The following is an 18440-nucleotide window of genomic DNA, read 5'->3' on the forward strand; positions in this document are numbered from 1 at the left end:
TTTACCTCAGGAACTTGATTTCTGGATTGTAGGTCTTTCCGACAGCGCTGCCTGGAACGTCGATTGTCCATACGGATCCGGTCTGGCTTGATGAACCGGCGAAATCACGGAGAGTAAAGTTACCTTGGGGTGTCTTTACCACATAGATTGTTCCCTGGCCTGAAATGGTCCGAGCTGCGGGCATTTGAGACGCACCGGACAGTTTCATGAAGTACTGCTGAACTTGCGCATCGGTTACCCCCGAAAATATGGCTGCATTTCCCGACTTCGGAAGTGTAGTGAAAGTCGATTCGCCGATCTGAATCGTTCCCTGTGCGTTCGACGAGAACAGATCCTTCACCTGCTGCAAGGCAGACGGTGTGTTTGTGGCGTTCGAATTTCCACCACCCTGCGCCCCCCGATACTTCCCTCCCGCCTTACTCCCCGCAATACCCGCAGCAACCGCCGCGACAGTCTGCGCCAACTCCTGGCTGATGCCAAACTTTTCCTTGAACTGCTTCGCGAGCTCAGGTTCGTTGACCGCAGCAACCGCGTCGTTATAGTGCAGCAGGTAGATGCCCAGATCATTCTTGATCGTGCTTGGCAGCTTTTCGCCCACAGCCGCATCCAACGTTTTTCGGAAATCACTGAGCTCCGCAAGGTAGCTTCCAAATTCTCCCTGACAAGCTTTCGGATCAGCCGCACAGGTAGCAACCAGCTTTTCCTGATTCGCTGCACTGAGGGCCCGATATTTGTCCCTTACTTGCTCGCAAGTGTTAGTTCGCTCGCATCCTTTCGCCTCCTGGATCAGTAGCTTGAACTCACTGAGGGTAAGCGCGTTATTGACGGTTTCTATCGTCGCACCCGCGCTCGCAGATACGACATCGGTGCCCGCCACCCCCGCGATACCCGCGACAATCCCGGTAATCAGATTCGTGCGGTTCTCTTTCTCTTCGACGCTCAGATCTTCGCCAGACTTCCCATTGGCTCCGTCGAGCAGGTTATTGAGCACCACACTGGCCGACGCACCCAGCGCACCAGCACCGCAGTTCCCTCCGGAGGCCGCAGATCCCGCACACCCGACAATCGCTTGCAGAGCAACCCGCGCAGGCTCACTGCCGAGATTGTCCGCAATCCTCTTGACCTGTTCGGCCCCGAGGCTCTGCAGATAGCTGACCATCGTGTTCGTCGCGACTTCCCCCATGCCACCCGCGACGTTGCCGCCAACTCCAATTGAGATCGCAGTGACGATCCGGCGATACTCGCCACCCGGTGCCCATTTTTGGGCTTCGGCGATCTGCTGATCCAGTTGTGCCTGCTTTTCCGGATCCGTTTCCTTTTCTCGTCGCGCCTTGAGATCATCCGCCTCGCGCGCCTTATTCGTCACCAGCGTGTTCACCTGATTGATGAACTGCCCGACGATCTCAAACCCGGCTTGAATCTTCTCCTTGTCGAATATCTGCTCGACAGAGCCATTCGTATTCGACGTATCGCGATTCACGTTCGCGACGGCTTCGTCGGCTGTCTCACCGGTCAGCTTCCGCTGCGCGTCGCTGTCGCGCACCGTCAACGCACCGCCGCTGATGCCGCTGCGCGTGGTGCCCGACGCGCTTCCCGACGCCCCCATGACCACCGGCATGTTGATCGACGCGCCACCCGACGAGCGAGGCAACTCCGTACCCGCAATCGGGTTGACGTTATCCGCCTTACCCTCGCGGTCCTTGCCGATCGACGTACCGAAGCCACCGCCCAGCCCGACCTGCGAGCCTGAGTACGATGCGTGATTCTCGATATCGCTGTGCGTGAGCGTACCCGTCGTCAGACGATTGCTGCCATTGGCAACAGCCTCGTCATTGCTCGCGATCACGCCGCCCACCAGACCGGTATTGCCCTTCACATCGATCTGGAAGCCACCGCTACCCGCACGAATCCCCGTCTGCTCGATCACGCTCGCATAGTCGCTATTGAGCTTCTGCTGACCGATATTCCCGGCAATGCTGCTACCACCTGCACACAGCGGCGGCACGCAAACGCTTGCCGACACCCCCGCGCTCTGCTGCTTCGAGTCGTAGCGGCTGGTGTCCTGCAAACTCTCCACCGTAAGATTGCCGCCCACGTTCGCCACGACTTGCCGCCCTTCGACGACAGCCCCGCGCAAGGTCGTATCCGCACCGGATTTGATCGTCAGCTTATCGCCCGCCTGCACATGACTGTTACTCCACGCCACGTCGTCGCCATCGGCGTTGCCGCGATTGCCGGACACGCCGGCGTTGAACGAAATTCCGGACTTCGAGCCCACCGTGAACGAAACCCCAAGGCTCGCGTTCGTCCCCGAGTTGTTGCTGTGCTGCGAACTGGTGTTCTGCGCGGCCTGAATGTTGACGTCGCCATCCGCACTCAGCAGCGCATTCTGGCCGGCCTTGATCTGACTGCCGACGATGGACAAATCGCTATCGGCACCACCACCCGACGCCGTGATGTTCACGTTCCGGTTGCCCGAAATCCGACTGCCCGCGGCCGTCGACGACTGCGACGTCGTTTCGCTGTTGCTGCGACTGGCCCCCAACGACACGTTAATGCCGACACTCGTCGCTTCCTTCGGATCCTTGGCGATGGTGTCCGCCGCGTTCGCCACGGCCAATCCGGCAGTCGCCCCCGCCAGCGCGAGAAGACGCGCATCCCCTTTGGCTCGGCTCGCTGACTTCGCAACGTCGGTCGTCGCCTGCACCGCCGCCAGAATCGGATTCGTGAACCCGATCGTCAGGCCGGACTGCTGGAACGACTGCTTCTCGTTCATGCCGAACGTGTCATGGGCGGCATCGATGGTGACCGATTTGCCTGCCAAGTTGACGTCGTTACCCGCATGCAGCGTGCTGCCGGTCACGTGCAGCGTCTCACCCGCCTTGACGGTCAGGTTGCCGTCGACCGATCCCACCAGGCTGCCGGTGTGGGTGACTTGCGACGACCGTTGATCGTCCGACTGCGAGCGACTGCCGATCGAAAACGAAAGGCCACCGTTGGACATGAAACCCGATTCGCGCTGCGAGAACGAACTTGTCGCGTCGGTGCGATCTTCCGACGTCGTGATCGTGACGTTGCGCCCGGCGCTCAACGTCACGTCGTTCGTGCCCACGATATTGCTGCCCTGAACCGTCAGGTCGTTCGCGGCCTTCACCGTCACGGTATCGCCCGAAAGCGTGCTCGCAACCCCCGCATCGACATGCTGCTGTTGCGCCGACGAAGTCTGCGTGCCGCTGACGAAGCTGCCGCGCTTCGAATCGACAGCCACGTCGCTGTCGTGACGCTCACGCGCCTCCTGCACCACGACGTTGCCCGACGCGACCACGGTAATGCCGCCCTTGGTCGTGGCATCGGTCCCCGATGTCACCGTCGAGCCGGTGACGGTGACGTTCCCCTTGGTGGCGTCCGTCTGATTCGACGCGGCCAGCACGATCGCGCCGCCCGATGAAATCGACGACCCTACGGTGCGCTCGTCGTAGCCGTGACTGACTTCCTGACGCGACGCGGAATCCGCCGCGACGTTGCTGCGCGTCGCCGTATCCTTCGCCGCGGAGATATTCAGGTCGCCACCCGCCAGGATGCTCGCCCCCTTGCCCGCGGTAATCTGCGCGCCGGACAGGGTGGTGTCGTTCACACTGGTCGTCGACAGCGTGCCGCCGGTCGTAATGCTCGACGTCTTGTTCAGCGTCGTCGATTCTTCCCAGTGATGGGCGTCGTTCTGATGCATCGACTGGTCGACGTTCACCTGCACCGTGTCGACTTTCAGGTCGCGCCCGACGATGATCTGCGCATCGCCACCGGCGGAGATCGCACCGCCCCTGACCGTCAGATCCCGACCCGCACCGATCGCCAGATCGCCGGTCGACGCGATCGTGCCCGTCTTGCCGAGCAACGACGTGGTGACCTGGGTGTTGCCGCTTTCGCGATGCATACCCTTCAGGTCGACGTCGGTCGTGTTGACGACATCGCGTCCGGCCAGCACAGCCACGCGATCCCCGGAGATTTCGCCCGACGCGTTGATGATGTCGTTCGCTGCGACGATTCGGGTGGTGCCCGCGTCACCGCCCGCTCCACCGCTGGTGATCGTGCCGGAACGGTTGATGACGTCGCCTGCCTCGACGAGCGTATTGGTGCCCGCCTTGATGACGCCGCTGTTGGCCAACGAACCGCTCGCGTGTACCTGAATGTCGTTGCCGGCGATCAACGCGCCTGACGGCTGGAGATCGCCCGCACGCGGCTTGGCGAGATACACCACCGGCGCCAGCACCTGCGTGGATGTGCCGTCAGGCAGCGTCACGTTCTGCGACACGAGCCAGACGATGTCGCTGGTGAGCGCATCCATCTGGGCTGCCGTTAACCCGACGCCTGGCACCAACCCGAACTGCTTGGCGTAGTTCGCGCCGTTGGTCATCAGATCGCGATATTCGGCCTCGGCGTTGTTGTACCCCTGAAGGTAGGTGCGGCCCGTCATCTGCGTGATCTGATCGCGCACCTGCTGCTGCTCGTACAACCCATCGCCCAGGCGTTTCTCGCTCGTCTGCGGATTGAATCCGATCTGCTGGAGCAGGTAATCGCTGGACACGAAGCTGGCGTACTGCGTGAGCCGCGGATCGGTCACGATCAGATACGGCTGTCCCGGTGCAGTGCGCAGGCTGTACAGGCCGTTGGTCGGCAGCTTGAGGTTCAGTTGCCCGGTCGGTCCGGCCACGGTCTGCCACGTCTTGCCGGTGACCGTCACGCCAGAAGCATTGGCGCCGAGCGTGCTGCCCGCACCCGCTCCCGTGTTGGTGTTCGTGACGTTCTTTGCGTCGATGGTGACGCTGCCGCCCGCAACGATGGTGCCGCCCGTCGAGCCGATGGCCACCGGTGCGACCACGACCGGCGCCTGCACGATAGTGCCCATGTCGCTGCCGATGCCCTCGTTCCACGAGTACGTGGAGACGATGTCCTGCGTGGCGCGCCGGTACAGCGTCTGTCCGATATTGGTGACGGTCGTGCCACCGATCGAACCGCTGTCGACGGCGCCGCTCTGGCTGGTGTTGCCGATGACGATATTGCCGCCCGCGGCGATGGCGCTGTGCTCGTTGGTCAACGATCCCACGTTGCGCATGACCAGATTTCCGCCCGCGATCAACGTGGCTTTCGGCGCCGCGCCGCCGCTGATCACGTCCTCGGACGAGTTCGTCGTCACTTCGCGTGAGATCTCCACACGCTGATAGCCCTTATGGCCGTCGCTACGTGTCGGAAACTCCGTGCCCGGATCGTAGTTGACGTGCGGGTCGTAGGCGTCCCAGTAGTTCACCGTGACGGTGCCGTTACCGTTGTCGGTCACGCTGTTGTAGTACAGCGTCCGAGGGCCGCTGCCGCTGTTGACGACAATCACCCGATCGACGGCGTTCGGCCCGTCGGACTTGGAGACAACGCTGCTGTTGCTGAACGTCACGTTGAGCGGCGTGTTGTACCCTTCGTCCCGAAGCGATTGCGGACACGTTTTCGAGGCGTTCATCGTGGCGCAGCCGATGTACTTGTCCCGTTTGGTCAGTGTCTGCACCTGTGGACCGCTCGACTGTGTCACGGCGGTAGGCGCCGGCCGGCGGTTCACGATCGAATCGGCCGCGATCTCGATGCCCGTTCCCGCCTCGATAGACGACTGGTCGTTCAACACCGAAGCGGTGCGGCGCGTCAGATAACCCGACGCATCGCGCGTGTCGCCGCCGGCGATGTTGATCTTTCCGATACTGAACAGACTCGCCTGCGACTGGTTGGTCAACGTGCCGGCCGCATACAGACTGAGTTCCGACGCCGCGCCGATGACCGCACTCGCGCCGGTATTGGTGATGCTGTTCGCGCGCAAGGTCACGTTGTTGCCGATGATCGTGCTCACGTTATTCACCGCTCCGGCGGTGATATCCAGCGTGTCTCCCTCGAGGCGGCCGGTGTTGGTCAGCGTGTTGATGGCGTTGAGCGTGGTGGTCTTCGCGAACATGCCGCCCGCGGAATCGTTCATGATGCTCGCGCCGCGCACCCGCAATTGATTGGCGGAGGTGAACGTGCCGGCGTTCGTTACGGCTCCTGTTGCCACCTGCACATTCAGGTCGCGACCCGCGGCGGTTTGGCCCCCAATGCCATTGGCAAACGTCCCGGCCGTGATCGTGACGTCGCCCTTTCCGCCGATGATCCCTACCTTGGTCGTCCGGGCGGCGTCCTGATTGGTCAGAGTGCCGGTAGCGCTCACCTGTGTGGCGCCCACGCCCGCGTTGACGATGCGTCCCGAGCTGTTGTCGACGGCGTTGCCCGAGACGTCGAGCGTCGCGTTCTGATCGTTGGCTTCGATGCGGCCGCCGGTGTTGTTCAGCACGCCGCCTGCCGAAGCCGTCAATGCCGAGACGGCCTGAATCAGGCCGCCGTCGTTGGCGATATCGGTGCGCGCGCTCAAGCTCAGACCCTTGCCGCTCACGATCGAGCCGGCATGATTGTCCAGACTGGCGAGCTTGATCGTCGCATCGCCGTTCGACGCGATCGCACCGCTGCGATTCGAGAGGACTCCCGAGGTGAGCGTCAACACGCCGCCGCCTGACAGTTTGAGGTTGCCGAGATCGTTGGTCAGTGAGCCCGCGGACACCGTGAAGTCGCGTCCGTTGGACTGAAGCTGCCCGGAGGTGTTGTCGAGCAGGCCGCCCGACGTCAGACGCATTTGCGCCGCCGACTCGATGCGGCCGCCGCGATTCGAGAGTGTCGTCAGCGCGTTCGCTGTGACGGATTTGCCGCCGGTCAGCGTCCCGGCCGTGTTATCGAGCGAGGTGGTGCCGACGTCGATGTCGCCATTGGACGTGATCGTGCCGGAGCGATTGCTCAGGGCGCCCGCTGTCACCGAGAGATTGCCGATCCCGGCGTGAGCGAGCGCACCGTCCTCGTTCGTCAACGTGGCGGCGGAAACCGTCATATCGCCGCCGTTCGACCGGATTTCTCCCGACGTGTTATCCAGCGTCCCTGCCACCGAAAAGAACGTCTTGCCCGTCCCGATATGGCGCAGATGGCCACCGGCGTTGTTCAGGCTGCCAACGGTGAACCCAAGTCGATCTGCCGTAAGCGTGGCCCGACGGGTATCCGTGCCGCCGCTTACGTCGAGCGTCAGTACGTCGGTCGCGGTGATGGTCGCATCGCGCAAATCCGCGGACGCCGCCCTCAACGCAATGTCGCTCCCCGCGGTGGCCAGCCCCGAAAGACGGGCCTGCGCCAGGGCGTTGACGGCCATCCGTCCGGCATTGGTCACCGCTCCGCGCTCGTCCACGCCAGCACCCAGCGAACCCGACGACTGGACATTCCGAGCGTTCAGCGTGACGTCCCCGGCGCCTGCAATCGTCCCGCTGTTGCTCAGCGTCGAATCACTTCCGACCGACACCGTACCCCGGGCATAGAGGCTCCCGCGATTGTCGACAGCGCCCTTGGCACTCGCCGCAAGGTCGCCGGACGCCATCAACTTGCCGGACTGCACCAGGTCGCCATTCGTGCGCAACGTCAGCTCGCCCGCCTGTGCGGCAATGATCCCGTTGTTGGACACCCCCACGCCGTTCTCGGTACCGACCAGGAAGATGCGATTGGCATACATGCCGCCGAGCTGACCGACATCGAGGGCAACGCCGGGCGCCGCGCCCGTGGACGTATCCGCCGATGCGTTCAACGTGTCGTGATCGACCCGATTGGCCCCGGTCACGACGTTCAGACGATTCCCATAGATCGAGGCATTGACGGAGACGGCCCGCGCGATCAAATCGATCTGATCGACGTTTCCGGCATTCAGCCCTCCGCCCTGGACCGCGATGGTGCCTCGCGAGACCTGAAAGCCGTTGAGCGTGCCGTCTGCCCCGAAGATCGGCGCGCCGGTCGTGAGAATGCCGCGCGAGGTGTTGATGAACCCGCCGCCGTCGACCACGATCCCGTTGCCATTGGCCACGATCACCTCGGCGCGATTGCCGGCCACTTCGAGATAACCGCGAATCTGACTGGGCAAATTGCCCGTGACCTGATTGAGGATGATGCGCGCCGACTGACCTTGCGCCAGATTCGGGTTACCGGCGACCAGCCCCGCTTGCTGCGTTTGAGCGATGGTCGCCGAATTATTGAGGATCGCGCCTTGCCGGGGAACATCGAACTGGGAGTAGAGATTCTGTGAAACGCCGCCAGCGGAGGGAGCCGTGATATTGACCTGCGGCAACCCATTCTGCGTCTGAATCACTCCGGGACGATTGGCGCCCGCGTTCGGGTCCGCCACGATCTGCGCGATCGTCGCCAGCGGCTGCGCAACGATCGCCGCAATGACGACATGCGCCACGAGGCGCTTGAACCTTGTGACGTGGGTTGCCGAGTAATTTCCTGTTTGTGTCGGACCGACACCGCCGTTCGACTGAAAGATCCCCGATGAAACGACTGATGCAGAACCGGAAGCAATCCCCGACGCCTTTCGACGCCCTCCGGACATCGAATGACTGATCTTATGCATATACGTATAGTTCGGACTTCGTATTTTTTAATATACTTAATATACCAAACTTATCATTAACAACGCCAAGCACACTAAGTCTGCGTATTTTTGTTGCTTTGGCTGAGTGTCTGATTTCTTACAAAACACAATGAATCGCATCAATCCGGGGGCCATCGGGCGTCTGTTATTTGCTTTCACTTTTTGCATCGGGGTTTCAGCAAACGCGCAACAAGGCGGACTCAGTCCGACGTTGAACGCGGAGCAGGATCTACGGGCGCGCCAGCAGCAGGAAGCTCAGGAGCGAGCCCGGGAAGTCAATGCGCCGGGCGTGCGCTCCGCGCTGCCACCGGCCGCGGGGGACGTCGAACTCCCGGAGGAGCAGCCTTGTTTCAGGATCGACACCTTCAGCGTCGTCGTGCCGGAGGCGCTACCGGATACGACGCGGCAGCTTGGCGCGTCGGCATTGCCGATGGATCGCTTCGCCTTTCTGCGGGAAAAACTCGACCGATATCGCGGCGCCTGCATTGGGCAAAAGGGCATCGACCTGCTGGTCCGGTCGTTGTCGGAAGCGGTGCTTCAACGCGGGTACGTGACCACGCGACTTCTGCTGCCGGAGCAGCAGCTGTCCAGCGCAAAGCTCACGCTGGTGTTGATTCCCGGCGTCATCCACCAGATTCGCTTCGAGGATCCGTCGCTGTGGGGAACCTGGCGCTCGGCGTTCCCGACGCGCGCGGGCGACCTGTTGGATCTGCGGGATCTGGAGCAGGGGCTCGAACAGATGAAGCGTGTGTCGAGCCAGGACGTCTCCATGCAGATCGTGCCCACCGACCAGCCGGGCGAGAGCGACATCGTGATCGCGATCACACGAGCCAAGCCGGTCAGCGTCGCGTTATCCGTGGACAACTCGGGGGCGCGCTCGACCGGCAAGTTGCAGGGGAATGTCAGCATCGGCGTGGACAATCCGCTTGGCTTGAACGACCTGCTGCGAGTGGGCGGCAGCCATGATTTGACGACTGCGGACAAGTCATACGGATCGAGCGGATGGAACGCGTTCTATTCCGTGCCATGGGGATACTGGACGGGCACGGTTTCCGCCTATTCGACGAAATACTTTCAGCAGATCGCCGGCATTAATCAGACCTTCGTCTCCAGCGGCAACTCGCAGAACATCGACTTCAAATTGCATCGCGTTATCGCGCGAAGTCAAAACGATGTCACCGGCGTTCAGTTTCGTCTCACGCGTCGATTTGGCAAGAGCTTTATCGAAGATACGGAAATCACGCAGCAACACCGGAATAACACGATTATCGAATTCGGCGTCACTAATCGGCACTATTTCGGCAACGCACAGTTCGACGGAAATCTCGCATTTCGGCAGGGCGTGGCGGGATTCGGCGCTTATCCCGATACCCTGGCGGAATTCGGTGGACCCACGTACCGGTTCCGCATGCTCGTCGCCGACGCCAATGTCGGTGCGTCATTCAAGGTAGGCGGCATCCCGCTGCAGTACACGGGGACGATCCACGGCCAGTGGACTCGCGCGAAGCTGTATTACATCGACGACATCGCCATCGGCAGCCGCTACACGGTGCGCGGCTTCGACGGCGAGTCGATGCTTGCGGCTGAGCAGGGTTTCTATTGGCGCAACGAACTTCAGACGCCGCTCGGACAAAGCGGTCAGGCCGTTTTCGCCGGGGTGGACTACGGACAGGTGTGGGGGCCGAACACGCAAACGCTGGTGGGTACGCGACTGGTCGGTGCGGTTATCGGTTTGCGCGGCAGTTACCGGGCTCGTTTCGTCTCGCTCGCCTACGAACTGTTCGCTGGCACCCCGATTCACAAACCCAAGGCGTTCGAGACGGCCAGGGTGACGATCGGGTTTCAGGTGTCCGCGTTGTTCTGATCGCGCCTAACGAACATCATCGAGAGCGCAAACTCGGGGGTGGGGCACTCACATCCACGCAGCAGACGATGGCGTCAACGCCGGAATCGTGCTCGCTCAGCTTGCCGCTTGCAGCGACTCTTGGGGTTGGACGAAGCAAAACCTCAGGGACAGCATTGGGCGTCAGCCATTTCTCGAATGCCGTGGATGTATTCGAACGCCAGTGAGCGCCCCAAGCGGGTTTTTGCCATGACGGGAACAATGGACTTGATCCCCAATACCGTATCGATAAGAATCGGGAGAATAGCGATCGGCATGGCAATGGCAACCTTGGGTGCGGGATCCGTGCCGAGTCAGACGATTACCCTCTTCAATAACCGGCCGGAGCAAAGGTCACAGGCATGTCAACGAAAAGAATCGGGATTGTGTTGTTCGACGGGTTCGAAACCCTGGACGTTTTTGGACCCGTGGAAATGTGGGGGGATTTGCCTGACTACAAGGTGTTCATGGTGTCCGAGCATGGCGGGCCCGTAAAGTCCGCGCACGGTGTTGAGATCAATGCCGTCTATTCGTTCGGCAGTGCACCTCAATTCGACATTCTTATGGTGCCCGGCGGCATGGGCACGCGAAGAGAAGTTGCCAATCCGGCCCTGCTCGCGTTCCTCTGCGAACAGGATAAAGGGACCGAATGGACCACTTCCGTATGCACTGGTTCTGCCCTTCTTGCCAAAGCGGGCCTTCTGACGAATCGCAAAGCCACGTCCAACAAGCTGGCTTACGCGTTCGCGACAGCCCAAAACGATAAAGTCCTTTGGCAACGAAGCGCACGCTGGGTCATCGACGGCAAGTACGTGACGTCCTCGGGCGTCTCGGCGGGAATCGACATGGCGCTGGGACTCGTAGAAAAAATCTACAGTCGCCAGATAGCCGAGAACGTTGCCCACGAGACCGAATACCTTTGGAACGACGATCCGACCATGGATCCGTTCGCCAACTGAGCGATGCCTCGATCGTATTGCCGTTCAACGAACGTTCCTGGCCGCATGGGTTTCCTTCCCGGGAGGCAGACCGAACATTCGGCGGTATTCCCGCGTGAATTGCTGGACGCTTTCATAACCTACCGAGAACGCCGCACTGCTGGCTGAGAGATTTTCCGAAATCATCAGCCTGCGCGCCTCTATCAAGCGCAACTGCTTCTGAAATTGCAGGGGCGATAGCGAGGTCGCCGCACGGAAGTGCTGATAGAACGACGAGGCACTCATCCCGGCCACCGCCGCCAGGCGCTCGATTGGGAGCGATCGCGCGAAATCCGTGCGCAGCAGGGCGACGGCGCGCGCGACCCGATGCGCATGATTTTCCGGCCAGCCAAGCTGCCGGATCGCGGCGCCGTGCTTTCCCGCCAGCAACCAATAGTGCATCTCACGCACCAGTTGGGCTTGCAGAATGGGCAGGGCTTCAGGACGGTCGATCAGACGCATCAAACGCAGCGCGGCATCGGCAACCTCCGCGTCCGACGGTTCGACCTGCACGGCGGGCGTTTTCCGGACAATCGGCCGCGACTTCATCTCCGCCACCAGTTCCACAATGACCGCCAGGTCCAGATCCAGCACAAGAGAAAAGTAAGGTTCCGCAACGCTTGCGCGCGTGATCTCGCTGACGGTCGGCACGTCGGAGGTAATCAATAGCAAATCGCCCGCACCGAATTCGAAGGTGTGCTTGCCCATCGTCACCTTCTTGCTTCCTTGCAGCACGAGGCAGGCAAGCGGCCGCGAGATGGCGTAGTCAAGGCCTCCCGGCGTGGTTGCCCGGATGGCCCTCAACCCGGGAATGGGCGTTTGGGCAATGTCGTTTCGGTCAGCGTATGTCTCGGCGTAGCGACGCACCGCGTGAAGCAATGGGTGATTCATGTGCTCGTTTCAGGGCCTTGTTCACACGGCTATCGTATCCGTTTCGCGCGAGGGTGGATGCTGTCGCCGGAGAAAAAGGCCAAGAAATTGGAGATTCAGGCAAAGGTTGGCGACGATCAACGCATGAGAATGAATGCCTGTTTCCATCACTCAGCAGGAGCGACCATGAGCACGATTTCCCTCGTCACGGGTTCCAGCCGCGGACTCGGACGCAATACCGCGCTGTCTATCGCCAAGGGGGGCGGCGACGTCATCGTGACCTACCACCGAAGCGAGACCGAGGCGGCGGCAGTTGTCGCCGAGATCGGAAAGCTCGGGCGCAAGTCGGTGGCGTTGCCGCTCGATGTCGGCAACGTGTCCACTTTCTCGGACTTCGCAGCGCGACTCCAGGGCGCGCTGCGCGACACCTGGCGGCGTGACAGCTTCGACCATCTCGTGAACAACGCGGGCCACGGGGACGTCGCACCGATCACGGAGATGGCCGAGGAAGCGTTCGACAAACTCGTCAACGTGCACTTCAAGGGCGTGTTTTTCCTCACGCAGAAATTACTGCCGCTGCTCTCGGACGGGGGCCGCATCGTGAATCTCTCAACGGGACTGACCCGTGTGTCCGCGCAGGGGTGGTCGGCTTATGCCGCGGTCAAAGGGGCTGTCGAAGTGCTTACGGTGTACCTGGCGAAGGAGTTGGGGCATCGCGGGATTACCGTCAACGCTGTCGCTCCCGGCGCGATCGAGACGGACTTCTTCGGCGGTGCGGTACGGGATACGCCGGAGTTCAACCGGTTCTTCGCGGGCATGACCGCGCTGGGCCGCGTCGGCGTGGCGGACGATGTCGGGCCGATGATCGCCAGCCTGTTGAGCGAGTCCCATCGCTGGGTCAACGCGCAGCGCATCGAAGTGTCGGGTGGGCAGGGGATCTGAGCGCGCCATGCCCGGGATTGCCCGCCGATTGCCTGCAATGGGCAATGGCGGGCGACATCTCACGCGTCGTCGGTGAGCTCGCCGACCAGCAACCGCGCCGCCGCGCTCAGCGACGTACCGCGACGCGTCACGATCCCATAGGGTTCCGTTCTCGAACGAACGTCGATATCGAGTCTTGCGGCAAGCTTGTGCTCGATCAGGAAATCGGCCATGTCGCGAGGCATGAGCGTGACCAGGTTTGCATCGCGCTGCAAAAGCAACATGGTGGCGGTCAGCGACGCTGTTTCAATCGGATTGGCCGGCAGCGGCAATCCGGCTTCCTTGAACTCCCGCTCGAGAAGACTGCGTAGCGGCATGATGCTCGGATAGACGATCCAGCCGAAGTCCATGAGGTCGGAAAGCGCCAGATCCGGTGTGTTGACGAGGGGATGGGCGGGGCCGGCAATGACCGTCAGCGGCTCGTCCCGCAGCAGCGTGTAGACGAAATTCTCCGGCTGTCGGGCGACGCTCAATCGGCAAATCGCCAACTCCAGCCGGCCGCTCTCGACGAGCGCCAGCAGACGCACGCTCGTGTCTTCCGTGATTTCGATTCTCAGCGACGGTTGCTTGCGCCGAAGTCGGGCAATCGCGTCGACGAGCACCCCCGACACGGCGCCCATGATCGCGCCGACCGCCAGCCTGCCCCCGGTGCCGGTGAGCACCCCTTCCATTTCCTCGACGAGGTGGTCGACGTCCGTCTGGATCAGCTTGGCATACCGAATGACGCACCTGCCGAGCTCGTTCGGCACCATGCCCTGTGGCGTTCTGATAAAGAGTTCGTTGCCGAAAGTGGATTCGATTTCACGCAGTGCCTTCGTTGCCCCCGGCTGGGTCAGCGCGAGCTCATCGGCAGCCCGATGAAGCGATCCGAAATCGTCGATGGCCACCAGCAGCCGCAATTGCCTGAGCTTGAGCCGGGAGGAGAGGGAGTCGGCGCTAGGGAGCATATCGTCAGGTAAGGGAAATCCCCGGATGAACAAAAGTTATCGCCCGGGGCGAATCTATCATTATTCAAAACGTCTGCGCTCTTCTACATTTGTGCCCGAGCCGCACCGATTGCGATGCGGCAGCCACATGAAAACTGTCAGGAGAGAATAGATGAAGTTGCTCAGATTTGGCGAGCGAGGTCAGGAGAAGCCCGGCGTACTCGACGAGCACGGAGAAATACGCGACCTGTCTTCCGTCATCGCCGATATCGGCGGCGACGCCCTGCTGCCGACTGGGTTGGAAAAGCTCAGGGCCGTCGATCTGTCGACGTTGCCGCGCGTGGACGGTGCAACGCGCCTGGGGCCGTGCGTCGGCGGCATCGGCAAGTTCGTCTGCATCGGGCTGAACTATGTCGACCACGCGGAGGAGTCGGGAATGCCGATTCCCGCGGAGCCCGTCGTGTTCAACAAGTGGCTCTCCGCCGTGTGCGGCCCGAACGACGACGTGATCATCCCGCGCGGCTCCCAACGTACCGACTGGGAAGTCGAGCTCGGTGTGGTGATCGGAAAACCCGGTAGTTATATCGACGAGGCCAACGCCCTCGATCATGTCGCGGGCTACTGTCTGGTCAACGATGTCTCCGAGCGCGAGTACCAGCTCGAGCGCGGCGGCACGTGGGACAAGGGCAAAGGCTGCGATACGTTCGGGCCGCTCGGGCCGTGGCTCGTCACCGCCGACGAGATTCCCGATCCGCAGAAGCTCGGGATGTGGCTGGACGTCGACGGCGTGCGCTATCAGTCGGGGAACACCAGCCGAATGATCTTCTCCGTCGCGCAGATCGTGGCCTATCTGAGCCGCTTCATGAGCCTGCATCCCGGCGACGTCATTTCGACGGGCACCCCGCCGGGCGTCGGCATGGGGCAGAAGCCGCCCGTCTATCTGCGTGCCGGTCAGGTGATGAGCCTCGGTATCGAGGGGCTCGGCCAACAGCGTCAACGTCTCGTGCAAGGGTAGGGGACCGCGATGAACCAATACGACTTTTCCGGCCGTTCGGCCGTGGTGACCGGCGGCGCTCACGGCATCGGGTTCGCGGTGGCGCAGCGGCTGCTGCAAAGCGGCGCGCGCGTGGCGCTTTGGGATCGCGACGAGGCGGCGCTGTCGGCCGCGTGCGATTCGCTGACGAGCCATGGCGATGCGCTCGGCATTGCCGTGGACGTCACCGATCCGCATGCCGTGGGCGGCGCCGTGAATGCGACCCTGAATGCCTTCGGCAAAATCGACGCCCTGGTGCACAGTGCCGGTATCGCTGGCCCGAACGCGCCGCTGGCGGAGTATCCGGACGACGAATGGCATCGTGTGATCAACGTGGATCTGGACGCCACGTTTCATGTCAACAAGGCCGTGATTCGCACGATGATCGACAAGGGCTATGGCCGCATCGTCAATGTGGCCTCCGTCGCAGGGAAGGAGGGCAATCCGAACGCTTCGGCATACAGTGCGGCCAAGGCGGGCGTCATTGCGCTCACGAAGAGCCTCGGGAAGGAGACAGCGACGCTCGACGTCGCAGTCAATTGCGTGACGCCCGCGGCCGCACGAACGCGCATCTTCGAGCAGATGGCGCAGACGCATATCGACTACATGCTCTCGAAGATTCCGCGCGGGCGTTTCGTCGAGGTCAGCGAGATTGCCTCGCTGATCGCGTGGTTGGCGTCCGACGAGAATTCATTCACGACAGGTGCCGTATTCGACCTTTCGGGTGGCCGGGCGACGTACTGAAACCAAGAAGATCATAAATAACAAAGGAGACGATCATGGAGACTGCCAGCCCCGTCGGGGCGGTGGAGGTCGGCGGCAACGCCGACGCGCAGACCGCCGTACGAAAAGTATTCTGGCGTTTTGTTCCGCTGTTCGTGATGTGCTTTGTCTGCTCATATCTGGACCGAATCAACATCAGCTTCGCAAAGCTCCAGATGCAGAGCGAGCTCGGTTTGAGCGATGCCATTTACGGCACCGGGGCGAGCATCTTTTTCATCGGCTACTTCTTGCTGGAAGTCCCGAGCAACATCATTCTTCATCGCATTGGCGCTCGTAAATGGATCGCGCGCATCATGGTGACGTGGGGTATTGCGTCCGCAGCCATGATGTTCGTGAGAGACGAGACGTGGTTCTATGTGCTCCGATTCGCCATCGGTGCGCTCGAAGCCGGATTCGTTCCCGGCGTGCTCTACTTCTTTACCACGTGGTTTCCGTCGGAGCGGCGGGGGCGATGCAATTCGATCTTCATGGCGTCGATTCCGCTTTGCGGGATTATCGGCGGGCCGATTTCCGGAGCGATTCTCAAGTACTTCGACGGCATGCACGGCCTGGCGGGCTGGCAATGGCTGTTCCTGCTCGAAGGCATTCCGTCGATCGTGCTGGGCGTGGTCGTTTTCCTGTTCGTCGACGACAGCATCAATGGGGCGCGCTGGCTGACGGGCCAGGAAAAGCGCGCCCTTCAGGCACAGATCGCCGGCGATCCCAAAGTCCGTGAAGTGCATTCGCTGGGCGCCTCGTTGCGAGACCCCGTCACGATCATGCTCGCGTTCATCTACATATTCCTTGCGATGGGTATTTACGGCCTGGTCTTCTGGATGCCCCAGTTGATCAAGACGGCGGGAACCTCGGACGCTTTTCAGATCGGCGTTATTTCCATGCTGCCGTATATCGTTGCGGGAATCGTGATGGTGCTCGCCGGACGGAGTTCTGACAGAACGGGCGAACGGCGCTGGCACCTCGGAATGAGCGCGTTGGCCGGTGCGGTCGGATACTTGCTGTGCGGCTTGTTTCCGACCAATACGCTGATGCTCGTCATCGGTCTTACCGTGGCGGCGACCGGTATCATCACTTCGCTCGGGCTGTTCTGGATTCTGCCCTCCCGCTTCCTGACCGGCATTGCCGCCGCGGGTGGTATTGCGCTGATCAATGGTCTCGGTCAGTTGGGCGGGATCATCAGCCCGTACATGGTCGGCAAGGTGACGATGGTGACCGGCAGCGCCACGATCGGTCTTTACGCGATTGCCGGCGCTTGTCTCGTCGCGACGCTGCTCATCCTGTGGGGCGTGCCTCGTCATCTGTATCTGAAGGAGAAACATCAGGCCCACCTGGCCTGACGGGCGGGCGGCGGGGAGGACGGTCTAGGGCAGATTTTCGCGAAAGATCACCTGGCTGCGATTCGCCTCGATCCCCGCCGACAGATCGCGCTTCTCTCGCAGGTTCGCGAAAATGCGCACGCAGTTCATGATGGCGCTTTGCGGGCTCTGGGTGATGACGGCGTCCATCGAGCCGTCGATGAGCAGCGCACGGGTATCGGGCGTGAGCCCGTGCCCGATGAACACGACCTTGTGCTGCTTGCCCAATTCCTTGAGCGCCTGGCCCACGCCTTCCGAGCCGCCGCCGATGTTGTAGATCGCCGCCAGATCCGGGTGTTGCTCCAGCAAGGCCTTCGTCTGGCGGTAGTTCACGAGTTCATCGTCATAGCCTTCGCGCAGCCCCACGACCTGCATGTGCGGGTACTGCTCCGAGAACAGTTGCAGAAAGCCCGCCTCACGCTCCACGTGCGCCTTGTAGCTGAGCGAGCCCGCGATGAGCGCCACCTTGGCGTGCCGTTTGGTACCGACCGCGCCGACGAAGCGCGCGATCAGATACGCCGCCGTGCGTCCCGCCGAACCGTTGTCGAGTCCCACATACGCGATGCGTCGCGAGTGCGACAGGTCGGACACCAGCGTCACGGCCGCCACGCCCTCGTCGGCCAGCGTGTCCACCGCCTCGCGCACCTTCGGATGCTCCAGCGGCATGAAGGCCACACCGTTGCATCCGCGTCCACGCCGCAGCAGCGCTGACGACAAAGCATCCGGATCGAAGCCCTGAATGAACTGCACCCGACAGTTCACGTTATAGGGCGCCCATTGGCTCTGCGAGCATTGCACCCATTCGCCCAGCATGCGAAGAAACTTGCTGCTGCGATCGGGAAGCACGAACAGCACCTGCGTCGGCGGCGTGGCGCCCACGGCCCTGAGTTCCGGCTCCGGCAGGTATTTCAACTCGCTCGCCGCCTGCAGCACGCGCTGCACAGTCGTTTGCCGCACGCCCTCGCGCCGGTGCAGCACCCGGTCGACCGTCGCCGTGGACACACCCGCCAGTCGCGCGATGTCGGCCAGATTCGGCATGTGTCGTCTCATTGCTCTGTCTCCGATGTCCGTGATGGGCGTGCGGTCGTCGCGCCGTCGCCGCGTGGTTTGCCACA

The 18440-nt window shown here is 61.9% G+C and carries 10 protein-coding genes; 6 read left to right on the forward strand and 4 right to left on the reverse strand.

The genetic code is table 11. From position 1 onward, the window contains the following. Position 1 precedes the first annotated feature (1 nt). Positions 2-8332, reverse strand: coding sequence for a hemagglutinin repeat-containing protein (locus RO07_RS05380; protein WP_052267040.1), 8331 nt, complete (start codon positions 8330-8332; stop codon positions 2-4). A gap of 298 nt (positions 8333-8630) precedes the next feature. Between RO07_RS05380 and RO07_RS05385 the strand changes: the two genes are divergently transcribed. Then, entirely contained in the window at positions 8631-10385 is a 1755-nt protein-coding gene (locus RO07_RS05385) for a ShlB/FhaC/HecB family hemolysin secretion/activation protein (protein WP_039408714.1), read from the forward strand. 380 nt (positions 10386-10765) lie between these two features. Next, complete coding sequence (locus tag RO07_RS05395) at positions 10766-11362, forward strand: DJ-1/PfpI family protein (protein ID WP_039408717.1); 597 nt, start codon at positions 10766-10768, stop codon at positions 11360-11362. A gap of 24 nt (positions 11363-11386) precedes the next feature. Here RO07_RS05395 and RO07_RS05400 read toward each other — a convergent pair whose 3' ends face one another. Then, positions 11387-12271, reverse strand: coding sequence for an AraC family transcriptional regulator (locus RO07_RS05400; protein WP_039408720.1), 885 nt, complete (start codon positions 12269-12271; stop codon positions 11387-11389). A 165-nt stretch (positions 12272-12436) separates the two neighbouring features. On the opposite strand from RO07_RS05400, the gene RO07_RS05405 reads away from it, so the two are divergent. Then, positions 12437-13192 (forward strand): SDR family NAD(P)-dependent oxidoreductase, encoded by a 756-nt coding sequence (locus RO07_RS05405; RefSeq protein ID WP_039414356.1) that lies wholly within the window; start codon positions 12437-12439, stop codon positions 13190-13192. 59 nt (positions 13193-13251) lie between these two features. Here RO07_RS05405 and RO07_RS05410 read toward each other — a convergent pair whose 3' ends face one another. Continuing rightward, positions 13252-14178: a LysR family transcriptional regulator gene (locus RO07_RS05410; RefSeq protein WP_039408724.1), complete on the reverse strand. Its 927-nt coding sequence runs from the start codon at positions 14176-14178 to the stop codon at positions 13252-13254. Positions 14179-14329: 151 nt separating this feature from the next. Here RO07_RS05410 and RO07_RS05415 point away from each other — a divergent pair, with 151 nt between their 5' ends. From RO07_RS05415 to RO07_RS05425, 3 genes are read left to right on the forward strand one after another with little or no spacing between them, the layout of a single operon-like run. Beyond that, the gene (locus RO07_RS05415) at positions 14330-15172 is read left to right on the forward strand and encodes a fumarylacetoacetate hydrolase family protein (protein ID WP_039408727.1); all 843 of its coding nucleotides are present in this window, start codon (positions 14330-14332) and stop codon (positions 15170-15172) included. A 9-nt stretch (positions 15173-15181) separates the two neighbouring features. Beyond that, positions 15182-15934, forward strand: a complete 753-nt coding sequence (locus RO07_RS05420) for an SDR family oxidoreductase (RefSeq protein WP_039408729.1) — start codon at positions 15182-15184, stop codon at positions 15932-15934. Positions 15935-15969: 35 nt separating this feature from the next. Beyond that, the gene (locus RO07_RS05425; protein WP_039408731.1) at positions 15970-17307 is read left to right on the forward strand and encodes an MFS transporter; all 1338 of its coding nucleotides are present in this window, start codon (positions 15970-15972) and stop codon (positions 17305-17307) included. A gap of 24 nt (positions 17308-17331) precedes the next feature. Here RO07_RS05425 and RO07_RS05430 read toward each other — a convergent pair whose 3' ends face one another. Continuing rightward, positions 17332-18375: a LacI family DNA-binding transcriptional regulator gene (locus RO07_RS05430; protein WP_039408734.1), complete on the reverse strand. Its 1044-nt coding sequence runs from the start codon at positions 18373-18375 to the stop codon at positions 17332-17334. Positions 18376-18440: the final 65 nt, after the last annotated feature.

Source organism: Pandoraea pulmonicola (assembly GCF_000815105.2).
Taxonomy (GTDB): Bacteria; Pseudomonadota; Gammaproteobacteria; order Burkholderiales; family Burkholderiaceae; genus Pandoraea; species Pandoraea pulmonicola.

What these genes read in the sequence shown, in the direction of transcription:
- RO07_RS05415 (WP_039408727.1), top strand. Translation starts at nt 14,330, where the DNA reads ATGAAGTTGCTCAGATTTGGCGAGCGAGGTCAGGAGAAGCCCGGCGTA.
- RO07_RS05430 (WP_039408734.1), bottom strand. Translation starts at nt 18,375, where the DNA reads ATGAGACGACACATGCCGAATCTGGCCGACATCGCGCGACTGGCGGGT.
- RO07_RS05400 (WP_039408720.1), bottom strand. Translation starts at nt 12,271, where the DNA reads ATGAATCACCCATTGCTTCACGCGGTGCGTCGCTACGCCGAGACATAC.
- RO07_RS05385 (WP_039408714.1), top strand. Translation starts at nt 8,631, where the DNA reads ATGAATCGCATCAATCCGGGGGCCATCGGGCGTCTGTTATTTGCTTTC.
- RO07_RS05420 (WP_039408729.1), top strand. Translation starts at nt 15,182, where the DNA reads ATGAACCAATACGACTTTTCCGGCCGTTCGGCCGTGGTGACCGGCGGC.
- RO07_RS05425 (WP_039408731.1), top strand. Translation starts at nt 15,970, where the DNA reads ATGGAGACTGCCAGCCCCGTCGGGGCGGTGGAGGTCGGCGGCAACGCC.
- RO07_RS05405 (WP_039414356.1), top strand. Translation starts at nt 12,437, where the DNA reads ATGAGCACGATTTCCCTCGTCACGGGTTCCAGCCGCGGACTCGGACGC.
- RO07_RS05395 (WP_039408717.1), top strand. Translation starts at nt 10,766, where the DNA reads ATGTCAACGAAAAGAATCGGGATTGTGTTGTTCGACGGGTTCGAAACC.
- RO07_RS05410 (WP_039408724.1), bottom strand. Translation starts at nt 14,178, where the DNA reads ATGCTCCCTAGCGCCGACTCCCTCTCCTCCCGGCTCAAGCTCAGGCAA.